Annotated in this window: 19 protein-coding genes and 2 pseudogenes; 4 read left to right on the forward strand and 17 right to left on the reverse strand. The window is 71.9% G+C overall.

Annotation, left to right across the window (positions count from 1 at the left end):
* From ACFQMF_RS08915 to ACFQMF_RS08925, 3 genes and pseudogenes are all read right to left on the reverse strand, one after another.
* Positions 1-453: pseudogene (locus ACFQMF_RS08915) on the reverse strand (Fe-S cluster assembly protein SufB); the annotation flags it as partial.
* Between the two features lie 52 nt (positions 454-505).
* On the reverse strand, positions 506-1,426 hold the full coding sequence (locus ACFQMF_RS08920; protein WP_256409875.1) for an ABC transporter ATP-binding protein: 921 nt from the start codon (positions 1,424-1,426) through the stop codon (positions 506-508).
* A gap of 133 nt (positions 1,427-1,559) precedes the next feature.
* Complete coding sequence (locus tag ACFQMF_RS08925) at positions 1,560-5,729, reverse strand: DNA polymerase domain-containing protein (RefSeq protein WP_256409874.1); 4,170 nt, start codon at positions 5,727-5,729, stop codon at positions 1,560-1,562.
* Positions 5,730-5,831: 102 nt separating this feature from the next.
* On the opposite strand from ACFQMF_RS08925, the gene ACFQMF_RS08930 reads away from it, so the two are divergent.
* The 3 genes from ACFQMF_RS08930 (at position 5,832) to ACFQMF_RS08940 (ending at position 7,096) form a co-directional block, all read left to right on the forward strand.
* On the forward strand, positions 5,832-6,005 hold the full coding sequence (locus ACFQMF_RS08930) for a DUF7331 family protein (protein WP_256409873.1): 174 nt from the start codon (positions 5,832-5,834) through the stop codon (positions 6,003-6,005).
* A 117-nt stretch (positions 6,006-6,122) separates the two neighbouring features.
* Entirely contained in the window at positions 6,123-6,569 is a 447-nt protein-coding gene (locus ACFQMF_RS08935) for a DUF7322 domain-containing protein (RefSeq protein WP_256409872.1), read from the forward strand.
* Between the two features lie 26 nt (positions 6,570-6,595).
* Positions 6,596-7,096: a DUF7346 family protein gene (locus ACFQMF_RS08940; RefSeq protein ID WP_256409871.1), complete on the forward strand. Its 501-nt coding sequence runs from the start codon at positions 6,596-6,598 to the stop codon at positions 7,094-7,096.
* Between the two features lie 13 nt (positions 7,097-7,109).
* Here ACFQMF_RS08940 and rad50 read toward each other — a convergent pair whose 3' ends face one another.
* The 4 genes and pseudogenes from rad50 to ACFQMF_RS08960 form a co-directional block, all read right to left on the reverse strand.
* The gene (gene rad50, locus ACFQMF_RS08945) at positions 7,110-9,797 is read right to left on the reverse strand and encodes a DNA double-strand break repair ATPase Rad50 (protein ID WP_256409870.1); all 2,688 of its coding nucleotides are present in this window, start codon (positions 9,795-9,797) and stop codon (positions 7,110-7,112) included.
* On the reverse strand, positions 9,794-11,158 hold the full coding sequence (gene mre11, locus ACFQMF_RS08950) for a DNA double-strand break repair protein Mre11 (RefSeq protein WP_256409869.1): 1,365 nt from the start codon (positions 11,156-11,158) through the stop codon (positions 9,794-9,796). The genes rad50 and mre11 overlap by 4 nt, the downstream gene beginning before the upstream one ends.
* Positions 11,155-11,508, reverse strand: a pseudogene (locus ACFQMF_RS08955) (DUF7966 family protein). The gene mre11 and the pseudogene ACFQMF_RS08955 overlap by 4 nt, the downstream one beginning before the upstream one ends.
* Positions 11,509-11,608: 100 nt before the next feature.
* Positions 11,609-11,872, reverse strand: coding sequence for a MarR family transcriptional regulator (locus ACFQMF_RS08960; RefSeq protein ID WP_094525277.1), 264 nt, complete (start codon positions 11,870-11,872; stop codon positions 11,609-11,611).
* 140 nt (positions 11,873-12,012) lie between these two features.
* Between ACFQMF_RS08960 and pan1 the strand changes: the two genes are divergently transcribed.
* On the forward strand, positions 12,013-13,230 hold the full coding sequence (pan1, locus tag ACFQMF_RS08965; RefSeq protein WP_256409868.1) for a proteasome-activating nucleotidase Pan1: 1,218 nt from the start codon (positions 12,013-12,015) through the stop codon (positions 13,228-13,230).
* Between the two features lie 45 nt (positions 13,231-13,275).
* Here the strand turns inward: pan1 and ACFQMF_RS08970 are convergent, their stop codons facing one another.
* The 10 genes from ACFQMF_RS08970 to ACFQMF_RS09015 form a co-directional block, all read right to left on the reverse strand.
* The gene (locus ACFQMF_RS08970) at positions 13,276-13,407 is read right to left on the reverse strand and encodes a hypothetical protein (RefSeq protein ID WP_256409867.1); all 132 of its coding nucleotides are present in this window, start codon (positions 13,405-13,407) and stop codon (positions 13,276-13,278) included.
* Between the two features lie 70 nt (positions 13,408-13,477).
* Positions 13,478-14,653: a DHH family phosphoesterase gene (locus ACFQMF_RS08975; RefSeq protein WP_256409866.1), complete on the reverse strand. Its 1,176-nt coding sequence runs from the start codon at positions 14,651-14,653 to the stop codon at positions 13,478-13,480.
* A gap of 78 nt (positions 14,654-14,731) precedes the next feature.
* A complete protein-coding gene (locus ACFQMF_RS08980; RefSeq protein WP_256409865.1) occupies positions 14,732-15,652 on the reverse strand; it encodes an NAD-dependent epimerase/dehydratase family protein in 921 nt (306 codons plus the stop codon).
* The gene (locus tag ACFQMF_RS08985) at positions 15,649-16,116 is read right to left on the reverse strand and encodes a DUF5791 family protein (RefSeq protein WP_256409864.1); all 468 of its coding nucleotides are present in this window, start codon (positions 16,114-16,116) and stop codon (positions 15,649-15,651) included. The genes ACFQMF_RS08980 and ACFQMF_RS08985 overlap by 4 nt, the downstream gene beginning before the upstream one ends.
* 42 nt (positions 16,117-16,158) lie before the next feature.
* Positions 16,159-19,410 carry a DUF7286 family protein gene (locus tag ACFQMF_RS08990; protein WP_379791869.1) on the reverse strand — a complete coding sequence of 1,084 codons (3,252 nt, stop codon included), beginning with the start codon at positions 19,408-19,410 and terminating at the stop codon, positions 16,159-16,161.
* 2 nt (positions 19,411-19,412) lie between these two features.
* Positions 19,413-20,105, reverse strand: coding sequence for a DUF7284 family protein (locus tag ACFQMF_RS08995; protein WP_256409862.1), 693 nt, complete (start codon positions 20,103-20,105; stop codon positions 19,413-19,415).
* Entirely contained in the window at positions 20,102-20,542 is a 441-nt protein-coding gene (locus ACFQMF_RS09000) for a DUF7285 family protein (RefSeq protein ID WP_256409861.1), read from the reverse strand. The genes ACFQMF_RS08995 and ACFQMF_RS09000 overlap by 4 nt, the downstream gene beginning before the upstream one ends.
* Positions 20,523-21,011, reverse strand: a complete 489-nt coding sequence (locus ACFQMF_RS09005) for a DUF7283 family protein (protein WP_256409860.1) — start codon at positions 21,009-21,011, stop codon at positions 20,523-20,525. Before ACFQMF_RS09005 ends, ACFQMF_RS09000 begins: the two co-directional genes overlap by 20 nt.
* Positions 21,012-21,107: 96 nt before the next feature.
* Complete coding sequence (locus ACFQMF_RS09010; protein ID WP_256409859.1) at positions 21,108-22,919, reverse strand: type II secretion system protein; 1,812 nt, start codon at positions 22,917-22,919, stop codon at positions 21,108-21,110.
* A complete protein-coding gene (locus tag ACFQMF_RS09015; protein ID WP_256409858.1) occupies positions 22,916-24,841 on the reverse strand; it encodes an ATPase, T2SS/T4P/T4SS family in 1,926 nt (641 codons plus the stop codon). Before ACFQMF_RS09015 ends, ACFQMF_RS09010 begins: the two co-directional genes overlap by 4 nt.
* Positions 24,842-24,863: the final 22 nt, after the last annotated feature.

The following is a 24,863-nucleotide window of genomic DNA, read 5'->3' on the forward strand; positions in this document are numbered from 1 at the left end:
GACGCCCTTCTCCTCCCAGCGCTCCTGCATGTTCTGGTAGACGACCTCCGACTCGTACTGCGCGCCGACGCCGGAGAGCGCGTTCTTCTCGGCCTCCGGGATGCCCAGCTTGTCGAAGGTGTCCTTGATCTCGTCCGGGAGCTCCGTCCAGTCGTCGACGCCCGCGCGGACGTCGACGTCGGGCCGGATGTACGGGATGATCTCGTCGACGTCGACCTCGCTCAGGTCCGGCTGCCCGGGCCAGTCGGTCGGCATCGGCATCTCCTGGAACTGTTCGAGCGCGCGCAGGCGCCGCTCCAGCATCCACTCCGGTTCGTCCTTGTCCTCCGAGATGACGCGGACCGTCTCCTCGGTGAGGCCCTTCTCGGTCTGGAAGGCGGACTTCTCCTCCTTCTTGAACTCGAAGCGGGCCTCGGTGTCTGTCTCCTTGAGGTCGTCTTGTTGTGAACTCATGATTTTATGTTACGTGTTTCCCCGTTTATTCCTGTCGCGTGACCATTTATGGTTACGCCGCCTCGAACGCGTCCTCGCGGACCCAGTCGTACCCCTTGTCCTCGAGCTTCTCGGCGAGCTCCGCGCCGCCGCTCTTGACGACTTCGCCGTCGAGCATGACGTGGACGTGGTCGGGCTCGACGTAGTCGAGGATGCGCTGGTAGTGGGTGATCTGGAGGACGCCCGTGCCCTGTTCGTCGCGGAGCGCGTTGATCCCCTTCGAGACGTCCTGGAGCCGGTCGATGTCGAGCCCGGAGTCGATCTCGTCGAGCACGGCGATCGCGGGCTCTAACATCGCGGCCTGCAGGACCTCGTTCTGCTTCTTCTCGCCCCCGGAGAAGCCGGCGTTGAGGTAGCGCTGCATGAACTTCTCGTCCATGTCGAGCAGCTCCATCTTCTCCGAGAGGATCTGCTGGAACTCGGCGACGCCGATCTCGCCGTCGTCGGCGGGGCCCTCCATCGGGGAGGTCTCGTACCCCTCGTCGTCCTCGTCGGCGTCGGCCTCCTCGGCCTCCTCGTCCTCGAACAGCTCCTCGCGCTCGTCCGCCTTGGCGTTGAGCGCCTGCCGGAGGAAGTTCGTCATGGTGACGCCCTCGATCTCCGCCGGGTACTGGAAGCCGAGGAAGATGCCGAGCGCGGCGCGCTCGTTCGGCTCCAGCTCCAGGAGCTCCCAGTGGTAGTCCTCGTCGTCGAGGTCGGCGTCGACGTCGGCGACGTCCGCCTCGTCGAGGTGGAGCAGGATCTCCCCGTCGGTGACCTCGTACGCCGGGTGGCCGGCGATGACCTTCGCGAGCGTCGACTTCCCGGAGCCGTTCGGTCCCATCAGCGCGTGGATGTCCCCGGACTCGACGGTCAGGTCGACCCCCCGAAGGATGCGTTCGCCGCCCTCTTCCGCCACTCGTGCGTGAAGATCGTTGATTTCGAGAGTAGCCATGTGTATTCTCGTGCCTCGTACGTTTACGGTGGTGGTTGAGGGGGTTAATGGTTACGCATTCCCCCGTCAAAACTCTTGAATTCGGTAAGAATTTTTCCAACGATCGAAAAGAGCTTTCTCCGAGACGACTCGGCTACATGAACGAGCCGAGTCCGGTCTGCTCCTGGCCGGTCTTGACCTCCTCCCAGGACATCCCGAGCGCCTCGATCACGCGCTCGATGGGTCCCTTCAGCGTCTTGTCCAGCATCTTCTCCCAGTCCACCTCGAACTCGTCCGGGACCTGGTCGGCGTACTCGAAGCAGATCACGTCCGGGTCGCGCTTGAACTCCCCGTACAGCCCGTCGCGCTGCGGGTCGAGGCCCTCGTCTTCCTCCATCCGCTCCCAGAAGTCCGGGTGGACCTTCTCGATGTACAGCCGCTTCGGCTTCGACCCGCTCCCGAAGTTGGTGCCGAGCATCAGGTTGGCGTACTTCGCCCCCCGGACCTGCGCGGTCGGCGTCTCGTAGGCGTCGAGCTTTTTCCCGATCCCGCCGGGGATCCCGATCTCTTCGAGGTCGACGTCGCCGTCGAGCACGCGGGCGATGACGTCCACGAGGTACGCCTTCACCTCCTCCATGTCCTCGTCGATGTCGTCGCCCGTCACGATCGTTTCGATGACGTTCTGCTGGACCTCCTTCGTGATGCCGGCGATGTCCGAGCGCTTGTACTCGAAGCCGGTGATGTCGATGTCGTCGACGTCTTTCCCCTCCTTCCAGATGATGTGCCCGGCGTACCGCTTCTTCTTGCCCGCCTGGAAGAACCGCCGATAGAGCTTCTCGAACTCGATCTCGAAGCGGTGCGAGTCGGCGTTGAGCTCCTCGCGCGCGAAGTCGTCGTACCGGGCGTTGATGTGGTCCGCGATCTCGAAGGAGGTCTCGATCGCCTTCCCTTTCGATAGATCCCCCAGCGAGAGCATGACCGAATCGGTATCCCCGTATGTAACTTTTCTGTCTAGCTCCTCGGTCACGTCGGCGGTGAAGTCGATCACCTTTCGGTTGGTAGAAGTGACGCCAGCGCTCATCTCGCGGTCGTACAGCCTGAATCGATCCCAGCCGAAAACGCCGTACAGGCTGTTCATCAGGACCTTGACAGCTCCCTGCTGACGGTCGTACTGCTCGTACGCTTCGGTTCCGGGATCGTGTTCGTTCCGGAGCGCCTTCTTCTCCTCGCGCTCGTCGAGCAGTTCGTTCACCATCTCCCGGATGATACCGTCGGGCTCCTTCCGAAAGTGGACGCCCGTCGGAGTCCGGTACGTCTCGCCGTCGTACTCCGCGGGGTCGACCTTCGTCTCGGGTGACGCGTTGATCGTCACCATCGACATGGGGTATAACGACTTCAGGTCGAGCACGCTCACCATCTCGCGGACCCCCGATATCGGGTCGAACACCGCGCCGCCCTCGAACTCCTCGGCCTCCTGTTGGCCCTTCGACGGGAGCGCGAAGTTCCCGTACGCCATGTGGAGCACGTACATGTCGACCGCGTCGCCGGGCGTCGTCGCGTCCTCCAGCTTACAGCCGACGATTTTCCGGGCGTCGTCCCAGAAGGCGATCACGTCCTGCGCCCGGTCGATCTCGACGCACAGCTCCACGTCCCGGATGCTGTACTCCAGGAGCCGCTCGGGGTCCCGCTCCCAGAGGTCGCCGATGTCGCCGGCGTAGCGCTCCTTCCCGACGCCGAGCTCGCGCTCGCCGACCGCGTCGAGGCGGTACGACTCCAGCTCGGTGAACATCGTGCGCTTGTACGCGTACAGCAGGTCGAAGACGACGCGGCCTTTGATGTCCGGGCCGCCCCAGCCGGAGCGCCACACCTCGCCGATCCGGGAGAATCGATCCACCGAGAGATTATACTCGCTTCCCGGATCTAGCTCTTCCATCCGGTCGAAGAAGTACGGGACGTCGAAGTCCTCGCAGTTATGGACGAGACAATCATCTGCGAAGAAGTTGTGCGTGGTCGTCTCGATGTCGTAGGTCGTCTCCGTACCGACACGCTCCACGTCCTCAACCTCCACAAACACGTACTCCTGCCACTCGTCGAGAGTCGTTTCGTGGCGTTTGAGATTAATTCCTCGGCGGTGTTTGTTCCGGCCGATCCGCTTCTCGTCAGTGCCGGTGTCAGCCTCAAAGAGCGCGTACGGGATGTTCTCGCTTCGTCCACTCTTTCCGCCGTCCAGCGCTTTTAGCGCCTCTCGCTTTTTGGAGTGAGACAGATGCGGGAGGATCCGATCCCTGAGCCGCTGAATCTCACGCTCTGCGTCCGGGACCCGAACCACGTCCTCACGTTGTTCTGCATAGATGCCGAGCCGGCGGAATAACTTCACGTACCATTCTCCGATAGACCGATTTTCGGCCGCAACGGTCACTGAAGATGAGATGTTCCCGTCTCCGTCGATCAATCCCGCTAAGAACCGTTCTATATACGATTCTGGAAGTTCGAAAACTGTCGAGAGATCGACTTCTCCATCGTTTTTATTGCCGAATGGAATCCCGAGCCCGTTGAACGCGTACATCCGAGCGTAGTCCAGTACGTTCTGCTTGTAGCATCCCTTTCCATCGGGTTCGAGATGCGTTTCACCGGGGAACTGTTCGTGTAACTCCTCGCGCGTGTTGTAGAAACGGACTCCGTCATCGGGCGACATCGTTCCGTCCGTGAGGACCAGTCCCGCGAGATACATCTCGTGGTCGGTAAGTTCCCTGTCGAGGTCGTTCCGCGTGCGGCGGTACTCCCGCCCGCCGTCAGGGAGCGCAACGTCGTACCGGTCAGACGCGATCAGACAGCGCTCCGGAGTCCAGACATCTGTTTTCGGGTGATGTAAGGTTCCTGTGGCGAGATCGAACTCCTCTGCGAGTTCAGAAACGGCACCGTAAGGAAGTCCAGATTTGAACGATTTGATTGCTTCTCTACTTCCGAACCGCTGGCATTCGATTGGGACGAGGTCACTCAGGGTCGGGACACGCTCCGAGTCGACGTTCAACTTTCGCGGCTTGAGGAGATAGTCCCCGACGTCGATCTCGCTTCCCTCCTTCCAGTCGACTTGATCGTCGTCACCGACCATCACACGGTGGTCCTCCGAACTGCGGAGATCAGTTCCGTCCGCGAGTCTATATCGAAGAATATCCTTCTCGCTTTCCCACTTGTTCGTGACCTCCGCGGTCGTCGTCTGCTGTTCGTCGCTCCCTATGACCTCGTCTCCGACAGACACGTCCTCGATCCGTTGTTCGGTCCCGTCCGCTTTGAGAATTTGACTGTCCGCCGGTAGGCAGTTCCACCCTGTAAAGAGATCCGGGTCCGTCTCGTCGATGTAGTCGACGAACGCGTCGAGCATCGCGGCCTCTTCCTCGAAGGTTCGGACCCGAAACTCCAGCTCCGACCCCTCGTCGCCGACGATCCCCTCGTAGTCGGGGAGGTCCTCGGGCGGCGGGATCTCGGCCTCCGGCGCGTCGTACAGCCAGACGACGTACTCGTCGTCGTAGGAGTCGTGACTGGTGAGACAGATGATCGGCTCCTCGCCGTCCTCGGGGAACCCTCGGCGGTCGTCGACCTCGATGTCGAAGGTGTTCACGCGGAGGTCGGCGTCGACCTCGGCGGGTTCGAGGTGGCCCTCGTGGACCTGGATTGTGCCCTCCTCGTCGTCCAACCGGCGCTCCTCGACGCGGATCCCGCCGTTGAGGCCGTTGTCGATGAGGAAGCGGTTGGGGAAGAGGATGTCCGCCTCGAAGGTGGTCTCGAAGTCGTCGCGGATGTTCCCCACGTCGCGGGGCGTGCGGGTGACGATCCGGGTGAGCGGCTCGCCGCGGATGCTCTCGTACGGCTCGCCGTCCGGGCCCTCCTCACGCGTCCCGATCACCACGTCGTACGCCTCGACGGGGTCGCGGTCAAGGTCGTCGGTGGGGACGTAGAAGTACGGCTCGACGCCGAGGACGCGGAGGTGTTCGACGACGTCGCGGTCGGCGTCCCCGTCGAGGTGGTCCGCGTCCCCGTCGACGTTCTCGGCCGGTCGCCGGCCGAACACGTGGACGACGGGGTACTCGTCGCTCCCGTACCCCTCGACGGCGTAGTCGATCTGGGTGATCATCAGCTCGACGGTCCCGGTCGACGCTGGGAACTTCGCCTCGTCGACGTCGACGACGTCGCTGACGCGGCCCCGCCCGCCGCCGGCGACGACGGCCGCCTCCTGCGCGGTGAGGTCATCCCGTTCGGTTTCCGTGCCGTCGCTCCCCTCGCCGTCCGCGTCCGACGAGAAGTCCGACAGCCCCGACTGAGTCATACCCGTCCTTCGGCGGCACCGGGCTAAAAAACTCGGCTTTCGGGTGCGGCGAGGAGTCCCGCCACGGAAAGGCATTTAATGTGTGACGACTTACCACGGTCCATGTCTTCGGACCCACGTTCGGAACCCCAGGCGGTTCGCCCGACCGGTCGCGACGCGGTCGACGCCGAGGTGGAGGCGTACGAGGACGACGGGAACGTGGTGTTGTTCGACGCCGCGAACCCCCTCGCGTGGGTCGAGGCGAGCCGAACGGTCCGGCTCGCCGACGCGGTCTGACGGGACGGCCCGGACCCACGCCCGTTCACGGTCCGGCTCGCCGACGCCGACTCCCTCGCGACGCCTCGACGCCGACCGGACGGAACCCCTTTGCCCCGCCCCCGCCTACGAAGGGTCGTGTTCAGTCTCGACGAGGACGACGAGGGCGAGGTCTCTTTCGGCGAGAGCTCCGACGCCGAACGGGAGATGACGCCGGAGATCCCGAAGGCCCCCTCGGTGAAGACGTTCGACGACGACGGCGACTTCGAGGGCGCGAGCGACGTCGACTCCGACACCCTCCGCGCGTTCGTCGCCGCCGTCATCTACGCCAACGCCGCGGTCCTCCTCGTCTCGCTCGGCCCGATGCTGTGGTTCTTCGAGGGACGGGCGCGGGTCGGCGCGGGGCTGTTCGCCCTCGGACTCCTCGCCGGCCTCCGGACGTACCAGACGTATCGCGCCTGGAAGCGCTCGCGGGACGAGGCGGCCGAGACCGGTGACGACTCCGCGCCCACGGACGGGGACTCCGCACCCACGGACGAGGACTCCGCGCCCGCGAACGACGACCCCCCATCCCCGGAAGCGTAATGTCTCGCGGTCTCCCTTCCTCGGCCATGCAGACGGTCCGCGACGCCGACGGCGACACGTACCTCCTCGTGAAGCGCTCCGCGGAGTCGAGCCGGGTCCGCGACCCGGCCACCGGCGCGGAGCGCTACGTCGACAACGACGAGCTGGAGGTCGTCGACGGCGAGTCGCCGCTCGCCACCGCGGCCTCCGGGATCCCCGCGCCGGTTCGCCGGACGATGCGTGCGGTCCACGACGACCGGTCGCTCGGCCTGCTCGCGGTGGTCGTCGACGAGGGACCGCTCCCCGTGATCGGGCTGCTCGACGCGACCGACCTCTGTGAGTCCGACCTGCACGGGACGGTCGCCGAACTGCGCGCGGCCGGCCTGATCGACGAGGTCGAGGTCGACGGACGACGCGGGTACGAGGCGACCGCGGCCGCGACCGAGGCGATCGGGCTCCTGCGAGGCGGACCGGACGGGAACGACGCGGGTGAGGACGCCGCGGCCGGGGACGCCCACGCCGAGGACGCCCGCTCCGAGGACGCCTGAGGGGCGGCCGCGGTCAGTCGTCCGCGAGCGACGCGACGTCGAGCTCGGCGGCGTCCGCGCGGCGGGCCGTCGACCGGTTCGAGCTGGGGTCCTTCTCGACGGTCACCAGCTCGTCGGCCGCGCCGACCAGCTCGTCGTCGTGGCTGACGATGAGGATCTGCTCCACGCCGAAGCCGCGCATCTCCTCGACGAGGCGGACGAGCCGCGAGACGTGGCCGGAGTCGAGGAAGACGGTCGGCTCGTCGAGGATGAGCGGCGGGGTCGGCGCCGCGCCCTCGATCCCCTCGGAGAGCAGCCGGTAGATCGCGCAGCGCAGCGAGAGGTTGAACAGGGCGCGCTCGCCGCCGGAGAGCTGCTCGGGGTCGAGCGCCTCGCCGTCCTTCTGGTAGACGGTGAGCGCGTACTCGCCGTCGAGCTCGATGTGCGAGTAGGCGTCGTTACCGTACACCAGGTCGAACGTCTCGTTGAGGGTGCGCTCCAGCTCGGCGACGTTGCGCTGTCGGAGCTCCGCGCGGAGGTCGCCGTACATCGCCTCCAGCTCGCTCGTCTCCTCGTGGAGCCCCTCGACCGCCTCGACGGTCGCGGCCAGCTCGTCGCGCTCCTCGCGGAGAGCCTCCAGCTCCCGGATCTCGCCGTTCACGCTCCCGATCGCGTTCTCCAGCTCCGTGCGTCGCTCCGCGAGCCGGTCCAGCTCCCCGTCGACGCGTTCGAGGTACTCCTCAGCCTCCTGCTTCCGCTCTCTCGCCTCCTCGACCGCGGCCTCGTCGACCGCGGCCGCGAGCTCGTCGCGCCGCTCGCGCTTGTCCGCGAGCCGGTCGCGCCGCTCGTCGTTCACCTCTCTCAGGCTCTCCCGCTTCTCGCGGCGGCGCTCGATCTCGTCTTCCGCGTCCACGACCGCCGAGAGCCGCTCCTCGACCGCGTCGACCGCCGCCCTGGCGTCGTCGACCTCGTCGAGCGCCTCTTCGAGCGCCGACACCCGCTCCGCGGTCGACTCGGCCTGCTCGCGCTTCTCGGCGGCGACCTCGCGGGTCTCCTCCGCCTCCGCGCGCTTCGCCTCCGCCTTCTCCCGCTTTTCGGCGGCGGCCTCCCGCTTCGCTTCGGCCGCCTCGCGCCTCTCCGTCGCCCGTTCTTCGAGCGTCTCGGTCGTTTCCTCGATCTCGTCGAGCCGGTCCGCGGCCGCCGCGAGCTCGTCCAGCTCCTCGACCCGCTCGTCGAGCTCCGTCTCGCGCTCTCTGGCCGTTTCGAGCTCGGTCTCGAGCTCGTCGACGCGCTCGCGGTCCTCCTCGATCCCCGTCGCGTGCGGCGAGTCCTCGACCGGCTGGCCGCACTCGGGGCACTTGCCGGCCGCGAGCAGGGCCTCGGCCTCCTCGACGCGCTCCCGGGCGTTCTTCAGCTCCGCGGACAGCTCCGCGATCCGCTCGCGGACCTCGCCGCGCCGCTCCCGGAGCGCCTCCCGCTCGTCGGCGACGCCGTCGCGGTCGACGTCGGCGCTCGCGAACCGCTCGCGGAGCCCCTCGGCCTCCTCGCGGAGCTCCGCGACCGAGGACTCGCGCTCGTCGGCCTCCTCGGCGGCCGCCTCGGCCTCGTCGGCGAGATCGTCGGCCTCGCCCTCCAGCTCCGCGGCGCGGTCGGCGAGGTCGTCGGCCTTCCCGGCGAGGTTCGTCGCCTGGTTCCGGAACGCCTCGGCGCTCACCCGCTCGTCGTCGAGCTCCTCGCGGAGCCGCTCCTCCCGGTCGTCGAGCGCCTCGCGGCGGGCCGCGATCGCCGCCTCGCTCGCCGCGTCGAGGCCCGCGTCGTCGAGCCGGTCGTCGATCGCGGCCTCGATCTCCGCGATCCGCTCGCGGGCCTCCCGGATCGCCTCGCGGTGCTCGTCGCGCTCCCGCTCGGCCTCGCGGATCGCCGCCTCGATCTCGTCGATCGCCGCCTCGACCGACTCCAGCTCCTCGCGCTTCTCCGCGTGGGTCGCGAGCGTCTCCGCCGCCGCCTCGCGCGTCTCCTTCGCCCGCTCGCGCTGGTCCTCGTAGCGGTCGATCTCGTCGGTGACCTCCGAGAGGTCGCTTTCGAGCCCGTTGAGCCGCTCGTGGAGGTCGCGCTCCTCCTTCGCCGCGATCTGCTCGTCGAGCTGGTCGAGCCGGCCGCGACGGTTCCCCAGCACGTCCTCGACGCCGAGCCGCGCGTCGCCGGCGCGCTCGCGGTACTCCTCCAGCTTCCCGAGCTGGAGCAGGTCGTCGATCGTGTCCTGCCGCTCGCGCGGGGTGGCGTCGATCAGCTCGTTCACCTCGCCCTGCCGCACGTACGCGCAGCCGACGAACGCCTCGGCGTCCATCCGGAGGAGCCCGGTGACGAACTCGCGCACGGCCCGGGCGCCGTCGCGACTCACGTCGCTCCCGTCGGTGGATTCGAGCGTGCACTGGTGGTCGATCCGGTCGTCGTACACCCGGAGCCGGCGCTCGATGCGGTACGAGCTCCCGTCGTGGGTGAACCACAGCTCGACCTCCGTCTCCTCCTCGCCCTTCGTGACGACGTCGTCGAGGGTGCCGTCGAGCGCCTTCGACCCGTACAGCGCGAAGAAACAGGCCTCCAGCAGCGACGACTTCCCGCTGCCGTTGAGCCCGTGGATGACCGTGACGCCCCGCGTCAGCCGGAGGTCGGCGTCGCCGTACGGCTTGAAGTTCGAGAGCCGGACCCGGTCGAAGTTCACAGGTAGTCCTCCATGGAGACCTGGCCGTCGGTCGCGGACGTCTCGGGGGTCGGTTCGTCGTCGGCGTTAGTGTCACCGTCGACCGCCTCGTCGTCGGTCTCGTCGGCGTCGTCGTCGATCACCTCGTCGTCGGCGGTGTCCTCGTCTCCGTCCGTCTCGTCGTCTCCGGCGTCGCCGTCGCCGCCCTCGGAATCCCCCCCGGCGTCGCTCTCCTCGCCTCTACCGCCCGCCCCGCCTCGGTCGAACGCGTCGAGGTCGTCGATCCGCTCCTCGACCCGCCCCTTCACCGTCTCCCTGACGTTGCTGTCGGGGAGCGTCTCGGCGCGGACCGCCTCGTCGACGTCGCGGGCGGCCTCGGAGAGCGACATCTCCTCGATCCGCTCCCGCACGGCGTCCTCGGGGTCGGCGAAGCTCACGTCGACCTCGGCGTCGGTCTCGACCTCGCGGCGGTCGGTGACCCGGGCGATGAGCGCCCCCGCCTCCGTCGCGAACTCCTCGATCGCGGCCGGCGTGACCGGGTCGCCGTCGCCGGTCACGCTCACGAGCACGACGGCGTCGTCGAGGTCGTGCTGGCGGACGCGCTCGCGGACCCGCGCCGCGCCCTCGCCCTCGCGCAGTTCGACCTCGACGAAGACGAACGGGCGCGTGTCGAGCGCGCGCCGTCGGATCTCCACGCGATCGTCGCCCCCGGCGGCGTCGGCGTCGAAGGTGACGAGGTTGTAGCCGCGTCCCTCCGTCTCGCTCGCGCTCGCGCGCTCCGTGGACCCCGGATAGGTGACCCACGTGTCGTTCACCTCGGCGACGCCGGGCGTGTGGTTGTCGCCGAGGAGCATCGCGTCGAAGTCGACGTCGCTCTCCGCGAGCACCGCCTCGGTGTCCCAGTCGGCGTAGCCGAACGGCTCGAAGAGCCCGTGCGCGACGAGGGCGGCGTAGTCGGCGTCGTGGGCCGCGAACGCGTAGTCGAGGTCGTCGCGGCGCGAGACGGGGACGTGGTCGAGCCCGTAGAAGGCCGCGTCGCCGACGACCGTCGGCTCGTCGCCGAGGCGGGTCGCGAGTCCCAGCCGCTCGAAGAGGTCGAGCCACTGGCCGCCTCGCGTCGACTCGTGGTTCCCGACGACCGCGAGGAAGGGGACCCCGGCGTCGTCGAGCCGGCGGAGGACCGAGATGGTGCCCATCAGGTCGGCGAGCTCGGGCCGCCGGTCGTGGAAGAGGTCGCCGGCGTGGACCACCGCGTCGACGTCGCCGTCGACCGCGTCGTCGACCACGGCCGCGAAGGCGTCGAGGAAGTCCTGGCGTCGGACCGGCGAGTGGTACTGCGCGTACCCGATATGGGTGTCGCCGGTGTGGATCACCCGCGTCATCTGCCCGGGTGTTGGCCGGTGCCGGGTTTAGGGGTTCCGGGGCCGGAGCGGAAGTGGTCGGCGCCCCGGTCGCCTCACTCCCCGCCGGCCGCCGCCTCGCGGAACGCTCGGTAGGTCGCGAGCGCCGCGCGGCCGCGCTCGGCCGCGGCCTCGTCGCCGTCGCGCTCGGCGGCCGCGACCGCGTCCTCCAGTCGGTCGAGGCCGACCGAACCGACGAAGCCGGCGGCGCGCCGCAGGTCGGTCCGCGCGGCCTCGGCCTCGTCGATCACGGCGGTGTACGGCCGGGTCGCGGTGTCGGTGCGCGTCGCCAGCGCGGCCAGCGCCCGCTTGACGGCGGTTGTCGAGACCACGGCGTCCCTGCGTCGGCATCGGTCATAAGGTCGGGCTCGGCGATCGCCGGCAGGTCAGCGGTCGCCGGCGGGCTTAGCGGTCGCCGCCGGGCTCACCGGTTTACACCGCGAGCGTGTACAGCCGCTTCCGGGCGTCGGTGAAGGAGAACCGCGAGTCGACGACGTCCTCCTCCTCCAGCCGCGAGAGCGCGTACCTGACGGTCCGGGGCGGCAGCAGCGTCTCCTCGGCGAGTTCGCTCTGCGTCAGCGTGTCGTTGTAGTCGAGTACCTTCGCCACGAGCTTCGCGCTCGGGGGCAGATCGCGGACGGCGCTCCAGCGGTCCGTGACGTCCTCGTCGGCGGTGACGGCGTCGGTGGTGCTCATGCGTACCTTCCCATATCTCATGCCGTTAGATAATATTTACTATCCTGTTTAATTACTATTGGACATTCAAACCCGGATTCGTCCCGTCCGACTCTCCCCCACCCGAAACCTCTTACGCGCGAGACGCCTTATTACGGACAATGACTGACACCGTCGACGACGTCGAGATGCCCTACGACGAGGGGTCGGCGTCGAGACAGGAGAAGATCGAGTCCCTCCAGGAGGAGCTCGACGTGCTGGAGTCGCAGAACGAGGAGATGCGCGACAAGCTCCTCGACGCGAACGCGGAGAACAACAAGTACCAGCAGAAGCTCGAACGGCTCACCCACGAGAACAAGAAGCTGAAGCAGTCCCCGCTGTTCGTGGCGACCGTCCAGGAGATCACGCCCGACGGCGCCGTGATCAAGCAGCACGGCAACAATCAGGAGGCGCTGACGGAGATCACGCAGGAGATGCGAGAGAAGCTCGACCCCGACGACCGGGTCGCGGTCAACAACTCCCTGTCCGTCGTGAAGAAACTGGAGAAGGAGACGGACGTGCGCGCCCGCGTGATGCAGGTCGAGCACTCCCCCGACGTCACCTACGCCGACATCGGCGGCCTCGAAGACCAGATGCAGGAGGTCCGCGAGACCGTGGAGATGCCCCTCGAACACCCGGACATGTTCGAGGACGTCGGGATCCAGCCCCCGAGCGGCGTCCTGCTGTACGGCCCGCCGGGGACCGGGAAGACGATGCTCGCGAAGGCGGTCGCCAACGAGACGGACGCGACGTTCATCAAGATGGCCGGCTCCGAGCTCGTCCACAAGTTCATCGGCGAGGGCGCGAAGCTCGTCCGCGACCTCTTCGAGGTCGCCCGCGAGAACCAGCCCGCCGTCCTCTTCATCGACGAGATCGATGCGATCGCCTCGAAGCGGACGGACTCGAAGACGTCGGGCGACGCCGAGGTCCAGCGCACGATGATGCAGCTGCTCTCGGAGATGGACGGCTTCGACGAGCGCGGCGAGGTCCGGATCATCGCCGCGACGAACCGCTTCGACATGCTCGACCCCGCCATCCTCCGGCCGGGCCGGTTCGACCGCCTCATCGAGGTCCCCAAGCCGAACACCGACGGCCGCGAGATCATCTTCCAGATCCACACCCGGAAGATGAACCTCGCGAGCGACATCGACTTCGACGAGCTCGCCGAGATGACGCCGGACGCGTCCGGCGCCGACATCAAGGCCATCTGCACCGAGGCCGGGATGTTCGCCATCCGCGACGACCGCACCGAGGTCACGCTCGACGACTTCCTCGAAGCCCACGAGAAGCTCCAGCAGGACGACGACGGCGGCGCCGACGACTCGCTCGCGTTCGCCTGATCGCGGCCGCGACGCCCCCGCTCCAGTCCGCTCTTTCCGCCGCCGTCACAGCGCTCGCACGATCAGGTACGGGACCGCGAACAGCAGGACGAAGATCAGTCCGGTCGCGAGCGCGTACCCGACGCCGACGCCCGCGAGCGCGCGCCAGCCGTCGTCGGTCGGGAGGTCGAGGTTCATACCCCTTCCTCCGCGGCCCGGTAATTAAAAACTGGCACCGGCCGTCGGGTCCCTCTCCGCTCTCCCGCGGTCAGACGTCGCCGGCCATCGCTCGGAACAGCGAGTCGGCGAGGTCGTCCCGGTCGACCGTCTCCGGGGCATCGTCGCTCGTCGGGTCGATCCGCGGCGCGACCGTCCCGCCGCCCATCCGGGAGTGGCCGCCGCCGTCGCCGTTCTCGACGTCCGCGAGCACCGACTCGATCGCGTTGCCCATGTGGACCCGGTCGTCGCGGGAGCGCCCGGAGAGGTGGACCGTCCCGTCTCGCTCGCCGATCACCACGACCGCGCTGACCCCTTCGAGCTGGATCAGCTCGTCGGCCGCCTGCGGGATCGCGTCCACGTTGTTCACGCCGCCGACGTCGGCCACGGCGAACGACCCCTCGATGCGGCGCCCGGCGATGGCCCGGGCCTTCACCTCCAGCACCTCCGCGTCGACCGCGGGGTTCGCGATCCGGTCGAGGCGGTCCTGGTCGACGCCGGGGTACACGTACGCGGCGGCCGCGAAGTCCGGCTCGCTCGCGCCGACCGTGAGGTGTTTCGTGTCGGCGAGGATGCCGTACAACAGCCCGGTCGCGGTGTCCGTCGGGAGCGTGAGGTCGCTGTCGGTCTCGCTCGCGTGCTTGTCCGGCGGGACCGGCGTCGCGTCGTTCTCCTCGAAGTACTCGGCGACGACGGACGCGGTCGCGCCGTAGTCGGTGCGGACGTCGGTGAACAGCTCTCCGGCGCCGTCGCCGGGATGGTGGTCGACGACCGCCGCCGGGAGCACGCCGTCGGCCCCCGCGAACCCCCGCGGCTCGTTGTGATCGACCAGGACGACGGACTCGGCCGCGAGGTCGCTCACGTGCTCGATCGGCTCCAGGTCCAGGTCGAGCACCGTCCGGAACGCGCGGTTCTCCTGATGGCGGATCTGGCCGGGGTACTGCACCGTCGCGTCGACGCCGACCTGCGACGCGAGCGACGCGACGCCGAGCGCCGCCGACATCGCGTCCGGGTCGGGGTTCGGGTGCATCAGCACCGCGATCTCCTCCTGTTCGGCGAGCAGACGCCGGAACCGCACCCCGGACGTCCAGCGGGCGCGGAACAGGAGGTATCCGCCGGCGATCGCGACGAGCGCGACGGCGACGGCGACCGCCGTCAGCTCCGGATTCTCCCGCACGAACGCCTCCGCCCGCGCGAGGCGCTCGTCGGCCGCGATCTGGTTCCACATGTGTCCCCGACACTCCCTCCCGACACATGAAGGTTCGTTACCCTTCCGACCGGCCGACGACGGGACCGCGCGTCGGACTCACTCCCCGGCCGCCCGGAACGACCGCACCGCGTCGCGGTACCCCTCGCGGAAGGTCGGGTAGGCGAACTCGTAGCCGAGCGCGCGCAGCCGGTCGTTCGAACAGCGCTTGCTCGTGCGGACCCGTCGCTCGGCGGCCGCGGACAGGTCGCCGGCCGCGATCCGCTCCGCCTTCGACCGCTTCTCCGGCCGCGGCACGCCGCACTCGTCCGCGAGCCAGTCGGCGAACGCGTGCTTGTCGACCGGCTCGTCGTCGACGACGACGACGGGCTCGCCGCGCGCGCGATCGGTCTCCAGCAGGTACCGGACCGCCCCCGCGGCGTCGTCCCGGTGCACCATGTTGAGGTACCCCGCGGTGACGGGCCCCTCGACGTACCGTTCGAGCCGATACCGGTCCGGGCCGTACAGCCCCGCGAACCGGGCGACGGTCCCGTCGATACCGGCGTCTCCGGCCGTCTCCAGCGCGATCCGCTCCGCCTCCGCGAGGACCCGCGTCTTCTCGGTGGTCGGGTCGATCGGCGTCCCCTCGTCCACCCACGCGCCGTCGTGGTCGCCGTACACGCCCGTCGAGGAGGTGTAGACGAGCCGGTCCGGCGACGACGGCCGCCCGGCGTACGCCTCGATCACGTTCCGGAGGCCGTCGACGTACACCTCGCGGGCCGCGTCGGCCCCGCGGCCGCCCGAGCTCGCCGCGAAGACGACGGCGTTCGCGTCGGGCAGCGCGTCGAGCGACGCGGGGTCGGTCGCGTCCGCGCGCACCGCGTCGACCCTGCCGTCGCCGTCGATCCGATTCCCGACCTCCTCGATGGCGTCGAGGCCGGCGTCCGACCGGCGGACGCCCGTCACCGCGTGACCGCGCGCCGCGAGCTGCGCCGCGAGTTCGAGGCCGACGTAGCCGCAGCCGACGATCGCGACCCTCATCGCTTCCGGCGCTCGATGACCGCCATGACCTCCGCGAGCTGTCCGAGCGTCATCCCGGCGCGTCCCTCGAGCGCCTGTTGGACCTCCTGGCCGGTGAGGTCCGCGTCGATCCCCGCCGCGAGGGTGTCGACGTCGAGCACCGCCGTCGCCATCCCCATCAGCAGGTGGTCGCGCAGCTCGGCGACGACCGCGTCGGCGTCGCGGTCGGCGGTCACGGCGACGATCGCCGCCGCGTCGGTCACGCTGAGTCCCGCGGCGTCGCCGTCGGCGGCCGCCTCGATCGCCGCCTCGTCGACGTCGGTCTCGTCGCCGACGCGCCCGCGGCCGGCCTCAGCCACCGCCTCGCTCACCAGCGACTCGAACGCCGCGAGCAGCGCGGTCGCGGTCACCTCGTCGGCGTCGGGGGTCTCGTCGGCGCCGGCGGTCCCGGCCACCGCCCCGTCCTCGACGACTTCGTGAAACATGGTCGCCTTCGGTCGCCGTCTCTCAAAACGGCTGCGGTCGGCTCACGGCGGGGCGCAGCTCGCCTCCCCTCCCTCCGACGCCGCCGTCGCGCCCGGACACGGCCACCCGGGCGAGGTCTCGTCGCGGACGCCGTCGACGTCGCCGACCCCCGGCGGGCCGGCGGGCACCGCGAGCACGACGACGGTCCCCGTCTCGAACCGGATCGGCTCCGTCGCTCCGAGGCGGACCGACTCCCCGTCGACGTCGAGCGTCACGTCGCCCTCCCGTCGGACGTACTCGAACGGTTTCCCCGGCGTGCCGACGTCGGCCCGCAGGGCGAACCGCGGGTACTCCCCGCGGACCTGCACGCGCCAGGCGTTCACGGTCGTCACCCAGTAGCCGGGCACCGGGGCGACCGGCAGCCCCGCGCCGACGCTCCGGGCGGGCTTCAGCGACCACTTCTCGCCGAACTCCTCGGCCGCCCGCTCGCCGAGCTCCCTGGTCGCGGCCTCGCCGGCGCGCGCGGCCTCCCGCTCGATCGCCTTCTCCATGCGGTCCCTGAGCAGGAGCCGCGCGCCCTCGGTCGGCGGCTCGACGAACCGCGTCGGGACGCGGGCGTCGTCCCCGCCGGCCGCCCGCCGGAGCGCGACGCGGAGGTGCGCGGCCAGCGACGCCTCGGCCGCGGTCGACAGCCCGCCGGCGGTCGCGGCCTCGGCGGCGACGCGCTCCGCGTACTCGCCGTCGCCCACCGCGGCCGCTCGGTAGCCCGCCGAATCGTAGGATGCCGCGGCCTCGTCGACCGCTCCGCGCCGCGCTTCGCCCGAGAGCGACGTCCGGTCCCGCAGCACGCCCTCGAGGTCCCGATCGACGGCCCGCAGCGATTCGTCAACCCGATCCGCGAGGGCGTCCCGGTCGTCGCGGAGGCCGGGGTCGTCGCTCGCGGCTAGCGCCTTCTCGGCGAGCAGGAGCGCCCGCCCGGCGGTGCCGATCCGGACCGTATCGCCGGCCCCGAGGATCCGGTCCACGATCCCGCTCGACAGGTCGCCGTACGGGACGGTGACGTAGTTGAGATTGCGGACGGCGAGCGGCCGGGTCGACGCCTCCTCGACGCCCGCCAGCCGCTCGCCGTCGACCGCCGTCCGCGGCAGGTACCCCGGCGCCCCCCGCGGCGAGAACGTCACCGATCCGCCCGGACCGCCGTCGACGGTGTAGGTACCCGGGTCCTTCGCCGCCTCGCGGGCGGCGATCACGTCGCCGACCGAGGGACCGCTGAACGCGCCGTTCACCCGGTCCAGGAACCCGTCCGTCGCAGTCTCGCGGTCGGCCGCGGCGGCCTCCAGCTCCGCGACGACGGCGTCGACGTACGCGGCGCGGGCGGCGGTCCGCGCCCGGTCGCTCGCCCCGTCGTACGTCGCCGGCGCGTCGCCGAGCCCCGCCCGGCGGTCGCCGACCGCGTCGGCGCGGTCGGCGTACGGCTCCGCCTCGCCGACCGCCGCCGACTCCATCGACGCGTCGGTCTCGAACTCCCGGACCGTGGCGGCGAGCGCGGCGACGTCGGCCGCCGCGCGGTCCCGCTCGCCGGCCGACGGCGACCCGTGGACGACCGTCGCGTCGCCGACGTCGCCGCTCCGGACGGCGTCGCGAGCGAGCCGGTCCACCTCGGCCGCCGTACCGACGTCGAGCGCCGATCGAGCGGCCTCCGGCGTTCCCTGCAGATCCGTGGCCTCGGCCGCGCTTCCCGCTCCGAACGTCGCCGCGGGCCGGTCCGGGGCGTCGTCGCGGGGGGCGTGCCGGCCCGTCACCGCGATCGCGACGCGGTAGCGGTCGGTCGCCTCGTCGCCGGTCGTCGTCCGGTACACGGTTCGGTCGACGACGCTGCCGTTCGGACCCCGCTCCACGACCTCCCGCTCCCACGTCGCGGTCGCGGTGCGCTCGACCGTCACCTCGCGGCTCGCGTCGCCGAACGAGACCGGCTCGCCGGGAGCGACGAGCCCCGCGGGGACCCCTCCCGGCACGTCACTCCCCGAGACGCCGGTTAGGCCCTCCGACCGGGACTCGTCGACGCGGTGCCAGTCGCCGCCGGGTGACGGGGGCGAGAGTCGCCCCCCGTCGGCGACCTGCACCGTCGCGGTCTCCACCTCGGCCTCGACCCGGTACGACCCGTCGATCACCTCGTCGAGGTCGCCGTGCACGCGGGTCGCTCCGACGTCGGCTGCGTGCCCGATCCGGACCGCCGTCTCCTCGTCGGTCCGGTCCGTCTCCGTCTCGAACGCGGCGTCCTCGCTCGCGTCCCCGTTCGAGCCCGTTCCGGCGCGCGACCCCGCCGCGACGCCGCCGGAACCGGTCGGCGTCGGCGCCCCGAGCACCGTGTCGGTCCACGACCCCTCCTTGAGCCCGGTCGGCGCGAGGAGGTCGGTCAGCCCGGTCCGCGCGGTCGCCCGCGCGACCCCGCCGCGGGCGTCCGGGTCGCTCGTTCCGAAGACGGCCCGCTGGGTCCGGACGAGCCCCGCGTTCGTCGACAGCTCCACGTGGCGGTTCGCGAGGACGTTCTCGACCGGCGCCCCGGCGTACTGGGCGTAGCCGCGCGCCCAGGTCATCGGATAGAGGCTCGCGGTGAGCTGTCGGCCGAGCCCCGGTCCCTCGACCGGTCCCCTGTCGAGCCGCGCCTCGAACCGCTGCGTCCGCCGGTGGGCGGCGAGGGTCGGCACCGCCACCACGACGGTCCTGTCCGCGCTGCGGTTCACGAGCGTCCGTCCGTCCCGCGTCGCGGTCGTCTCCACCCCCTCGAAGGTCACGCGCGTCGCCGTCCCGTTCGCGGCCGGCTCGACGCGGACGCGGTCGCGGGCCGCCGAGAGTTCCCGCTCGTCGACCGCGGGCAGCGACGCCGACGCCGTCACCGATCCGACCTCCGCGTCGACGGCGGACAGCGCGTCGGCGCCGGCGACCGCGAACCGGATCCGAAACGCGTCGGCGAAGGCCGACCCCTCGCGTACCGCCTCGGCTCCGGCACCGCCGGTCGGCGCCCGCGTCACCGGCTCTCGCGCCGCGTCGTGCGCCGCCTCGCGCGCCGCGGCCCGCAGCGCGGCCGTGGCGTCGGCGTCGACGCGCTCGACGGCCCGCTCGACGCTCCGGTCCTCGCCGACGAGCCCCTGGTCCGCGATCCCCGCGGCGTACGCCGTGCTCGTCACGAGGAGCAGCACGCCGATCAGCGCGAAGGGGACGCGGGCGCGCTCGTTGACGGCGAACCGCCTCCCGGTTCGCTCGTCCGATCCGCCGCGCCCGCGCCGGCGCCTCGGCGCTCCGCGATCCGGCACGGTCACCACCGCCTCACGACGATTCGCATCGCCCCGTCCGCCTCGGTTCCGCTCGGCATCGGGTGCGTGACGACCGCGGTCACGACGTCGGCGCCCCGCGGCGGCTCGGCGCCGACGGTGACCGGTGCCGTCGGCTCGGCCGCCGCCGACCGGGCCGGTTCGCTTCGATTCGAGCCACGACCGGAATCGTCTCGCCGAGCGGGTTCCGACGCGTTCGACGCCTCCAACACGGCCCTCGGCTCGGCTCCCCGCCGGACGTCGCGGCGAGTCGGTGCGGAGTGGCCGGCGGTCGCTCCCCCGGTTCCGCGCCCCCGGTTCGCGGGGGTCGGAACCGTCGCGTCGATCCGCGTCCGTTCGCCGAGCCCCGCCGCGACCGCCGCCGTCGCTCGCGACTCGAACGCCTCCGCCGTCCCGTTGTCGCGGTCCTGAGCGGCGCCCCGCTCGCCGTTCGAACCTCCGACGTCGGCGACGAGCAGCGCGAGCAGCTCCGCCCGCGTCGCCCGTATCCCCCGGGTACCGTTCGCCGCCGCGGGCGCTCGGTACCGCACGGTCACCGTCTCCGTCACCAGTCGGTCGGCCGTCTCGCCGGCGCTCGGGCCTCGAACCCCGACGTCGCCGCCGACGCCGGAGAGCGTGACGACGCCCGCGGACACGCAGAGGAGGAGGACCGTCACGTCGAGCACGGTGCTCGTCACCGGCGGACCCCCACGCGAAGCGTCCCGCGGACGTTCCGGCCCGGCCCGACTCGCACGGTCACCGGTCGCTCGGCGACCGCGACCGCGTCCGCGGCTTCGACCGCCGCGCGACCGGGCGCGTCCTCGCCCGACTCGACCCGCCACGTCGTCCCGTCGGCCTCGACCGTCACCGTCGTCGGATACCGAAACGGCGCCGCGTCGCGGAGTCGGTCCGGCTCCAAGACGCCGCCGACCGTCGCCGCCCGCTCGGTCCGGTCGAGCGCCGTCTCGGCGCCCGGTCGCTCCCGGTCGACCGTCGCGTCGTCGAGCGCGACGGTGTACAGCCCCAGCGCCGCGCCGACGGCCACCACCGCGACGAGCGCGGCGAGGGGTTCGACCGCCGCGCGGTCCGCGGTCCCGTCTCCCGGATCGAACGCCTCACCCGACGAGCGTGACATGTACCCCTCCGTAGTGCACGCGCCGCACGGTGAGCCGCTCCGGTGCCGATCGCCAGCCGTGGTCGACGGCCCGGGCGCGCTCAGCCGCCGCCGACAGCGCGTCGGGACCGTCGAACGCCGCGCCCGGTGGAACCCCCTCCAGTACCCGTCGAAGCCGGTCGTCGCCGGCTCCGCCTCGTCGGCCCGTCGGAACCGGCGTTATCCGCGGTCCGTGGAGCGGCGCCCGAGCGCTGCCGCCCTCCCCGCCCAGCGAGATCGACCGAGGCGTGAGGCGGATCCGGTCGGCGGCGATGCCGTGTTCCGCCGTCGCGGGGTACTCCCCGTCGGCGACCGTTTCGACCGTGTGTGCGACGCCCGCCGCGTCCGGCGGGGGCGACGCGGGGAGCGTCGCGGCGACGCCGGCCGTCGCGACGCTCACGGCGGCGAGGCCGAGCCACGCGTACGTCGCGTCGAGGTTGGTCTCGAACACGGAGCGGCTGGCCGCGGCATGATACTTAACCGACCGCCCGAAGCACGCGGGCGGCGGTCGGGGGTCGGTCGCTACGGAGCGGTCGGGGGGCGGTCGCTACAGCAACGCCTCCGCGCCGACGAACGCGACGAGGTACGTCGCCGTCGCGGTCGGCAGCGCGATCCCCACGCGGTAGGCCACCAGCGTCCGGTCGAACCCGCGTTCCAGCCCCGTCGCCAGCGCGGTGAGCAGCGCCGCGAGGATCAGGACGTAGGCGCCGACGACCCGACCGAGCAGGGGGACGGAGAGCGTTCCGGAGCCGCCGCCGGCGTCTCCCTCGGCCGTGCCCGCGCCTCCGGCGCCGGCGGGGTCCCCGCCGCCGACTCCGAGGACGTCCGCGCCGGCGGTCGCCCCGGCTCCCAACCCGCCGGCGTCGACCGTCTCGATCCCCGTCGCGAGCGCGACGGTCGCGCCCCCGACGAGCGGCGCGAACACCGCGGCGGTGTTCGTCAGCGTCCCCGTCACGGTCGCGAGCTGTCGCCGGGCGTCGGTTTCGAGCGCGCGGAGCTCCTCCAGCTGGTCGGCGAGTTCGAGGAGCACGTCGCCCGCCGGGCGCCCCTCTCGGGCGGCGACGGCGAGCAGGGCCACCGCGCCGCGGACCCGCGGGGACGGGACCGGAACGGCGGGCCCGCCCCGACCGAGGAACGCCTCCCGCACACTCACTCGGAGCGTCTCGCTGCGACGGCCGGCGCGCTCGAACAGCTCGCCGGTCGCGCCGTCGAGCCGCTCGCCGGCGTTCGCGATCGCCGTCTCGGCGGCGACGCCCTCGGCCACGTCGCCGCCGATGACGGTCATGGCGTCCGGGAGCCCGCGCTCGACGGCGCGGATCTCGGAGAGCACCGCCCGTCGGTGTCGGACGCCGACGAGGAGCGCCGCCCCCGTCCCGACGCCCGCTCCGGCCACGAGCGCGGTCCACCCGGCGACCAGCCGCGCGGCGGTCGCGGCCGCGACGACCCCGGAGACCGCGCCGGCCGCGACGGCGCGTCGCCCGCGCTCCGGCACGTCCGGGTGGTCGCCGTCGATCGACGGTGGCGCGAACGCGACCGGTCTCCGCGAGAGCAGCCACGCCGACGCGGCGAGCAGCCCGGCGGGGAGGACGCCGAGGTACAGCCCGGTGACGACGCCGGCCCCGATCGGCACTCCGGACGCCGCGGCCGCGGGCAGTAGGGCGATCAGCGCAAGCGGGAGCAGTACGCCGAAGGCGTACAGCGCGGAGACGGGACCGCGGACCTCGCCGACGAACGCCGCGAGCCGGTCGGTCGTCCCGGTGACGGTCGCGTCGAGCGCGCGGTCCAGGCAGCGCCCCCGCCGCTCCGCCGGCGCCGACGCCGCCGTCCGGACCAGCGCCGCGGCGCGGTCGATCGCGGGGAACCACGGGCGCCACTCCCGGGCGAACGCCCGGAGCCCGCTCGTCGGCCCGTTCGCGCTCCCGCGCTCGTGGCGCGCCAGCCCCTCGGCGAGGGGCCCGTCCCCGGTGCGCGCGGCGAACCGGACGGCGCGCTCCGCCGACGGGTCCAGCCGCATCCGCAACACGAGCCGGCCGACGAGACCGGGCGCCGCCCCGAGCGCACGCGTCCGCCGCAGTTCCCCGAGCCACACCGGCGTCCGATGGACCGCGTGGGTCGCCGTCAGCCCGCAGGCGAGCCCGGCGAGCGCCCCCGGGACCGGCCCGACGACGAGGGAGAGCGCGGCGACGGAGAGGAGGCCGGCGCCGACGCCGGCGCGATGGCCGACCTCGACGACGCGCTCGGCCGGGGTCTCCCAGCCGAGGAACGCGATCGCGCGGCGGAGCTCCGCGGACCCGGCCGCGTCGCCGTCTCCCCGCCCGCGGACCGAGCCGTCGGCCGGACCCTCGACCGGTCCCGTCATCCCGTCTCACCGTCCGCGCCGACGAACTCGACGTAGCGCTCCGGGTCGGTCCGCCCGGCGGCGACCGCCTCGCGGATCCGCTCCCCCCGGTCCTCGACGGCCGCCCTGGCCGCGGCGTACGATCCGTCTGTCCCCGCGAGTCGCTCGACGAGCCGGCTCTCGCCGCGGTCGATCCGTCCGGTCGGCGCCAGCCCCTCGCCCGTTCGCTCGAACAGCGGGTCGAACGCGGCGCCGTCGTCGCGTCCGACGACCTCGGCGATCACGTCGACGTGGTGGTCGTCGAGCAGGACGATCAGGTCGGTCGCGGCGAACGACGAGGGCGACACGCCCAGGTCGGAGACCACCCGCTCCCGGACCGCGGCCGGGTCCTCGCCGTGGATCGTCCCGAGCACCGTTTCGCCGGTCGCCCCGACGCGCATCGCCTCGTAGAGGGCCTGCGCCTCCTCGCCGCGGACCTCGCCGACGACGATCGCCCCGCCGCCGAGTCGGAGCGCGGTCCGGACCGCGTCGCTCGGCGACGGCTCCGCCCCGTCGCCGACGCGGAGCCGCTGCGCGTCCCGCCCGGCGGCCGTCAGGGCGCTCGCCGGGAGCTCGGGGGTGTCCTCGATCAGGATCGACCGCGTCTCCGCGGGGAGCTCCCACAGGAGCGCGCCGAGCGCGGTCGTCTTCCCCGCGCCGCGTCCGCCGGCCACGAGCCCGGTCACGCCGCGCCCGACGGCGACGGCGAGGAGGCCGGCGGCGGCCGGGGTGACCGTGCCGACGTCGACGAGCCGCGCGAGGGTCCACGCGTCGGGGTCGCCGCGGCGGAAGGCGAACGAGAGGCCGTCGCTGGCGGGGTCGGTCGTCGCGGCCACGCGGACGCGGCCGGCGTCCGTCTCCAGCGTCGCGTCGAGCGTGGGGCTCGCGCGCGAGAACCCCCGACCGCTGGTCCGGCGGAGCCGGGACGCGAGCGTGGCGGCCCCCTCGGGCGGGAGCCGCACGTTCGTCCGACAGCGCTCGCTGTCGACGACGACGCGGAGCGGGTTCTCGGTCACCGGCGCCGACAGCGTCGCGTCGCTCACCCGGTCGTCGGCGAACACGTGTTCGAACGCCCCGTAGCCCCGCGTGTGCCGACGCAGTACCTCGGCGAGCGTCGAGACGGGGTCGCCGTCCTCCGCGGCCGCGCGGGCGGCGCGCCCCGGCGCTCGGGCCCCTCCGGTCGGGTCGTCGAGCAGGCGCCGCTTCGCGTCGTCGAGCCGTCCGACCGCCCCGTCGTCGAGGTCCCGGACCGGCGGCGTGAGGTGATACGTCCGGAGCGGTCCGGACCCCTCGTATAACCGGACGGTCGCGCCGGTATCCAGCCCCCAGCGATCGACGAGTTCGGCGCCCGGCGGCGGCGCGGTCGCGACCCGCGCGGCCGCGATCCGCGGTCCGACGTGCGCTCGCAACACGTCCCCGACCTCGTCGGCGCCCTCGACGACCGTCGAGAGGCCCGTCTCCGCGGCGATCCGGGCCGGCGGCCCCTCGCGCCCGGTTGCCTCCCGGGCGGCGCCGACCGGGTCGCACGTCACGCGGTCGGCGAGCCGGGTCTCGTGGAAGCCGATCCGCTCGCGGAACCGACCCGCCGCGACGAGACACGCGGCGGCCCGCCCGGCGTAGGCCCGCTCGCGCCCCCGGTGACGGGTCCTGATCACGTCGGCGTCGCGCTCGGTCAGCGCCTCGACGACGGTCGCCAGGCAGTCCGGGCTCTCGGCGAGGTCGCCGCGGCCGGGGCAGTCGCCGGCGTCGACCGCGAGCACGGCGCGGTCGCCGACGCCCGTTCCGACCGGTTCCCGGAACGACGGTTCGCACCGGCAGTCCCGCTCGGCGTCGGTCCACGGCAGCGACCGCAGCGGCGGCTCGCCGCCGCCGATCCGCGACAGCGAGGGGAGATCGAGGTTCACGGCGGGCGTGCCCCCGGCATCG

The sequence above is a fragment of the Halorubrum rutilum genome (assembly GCF_042665015.1).
Taxonomy (GTDB): Archaea; Halobacteriota; Halobacteria; order Halobacteriales; family Haloferacaceae; genus Halorubrum; species Halorubrum rutilum.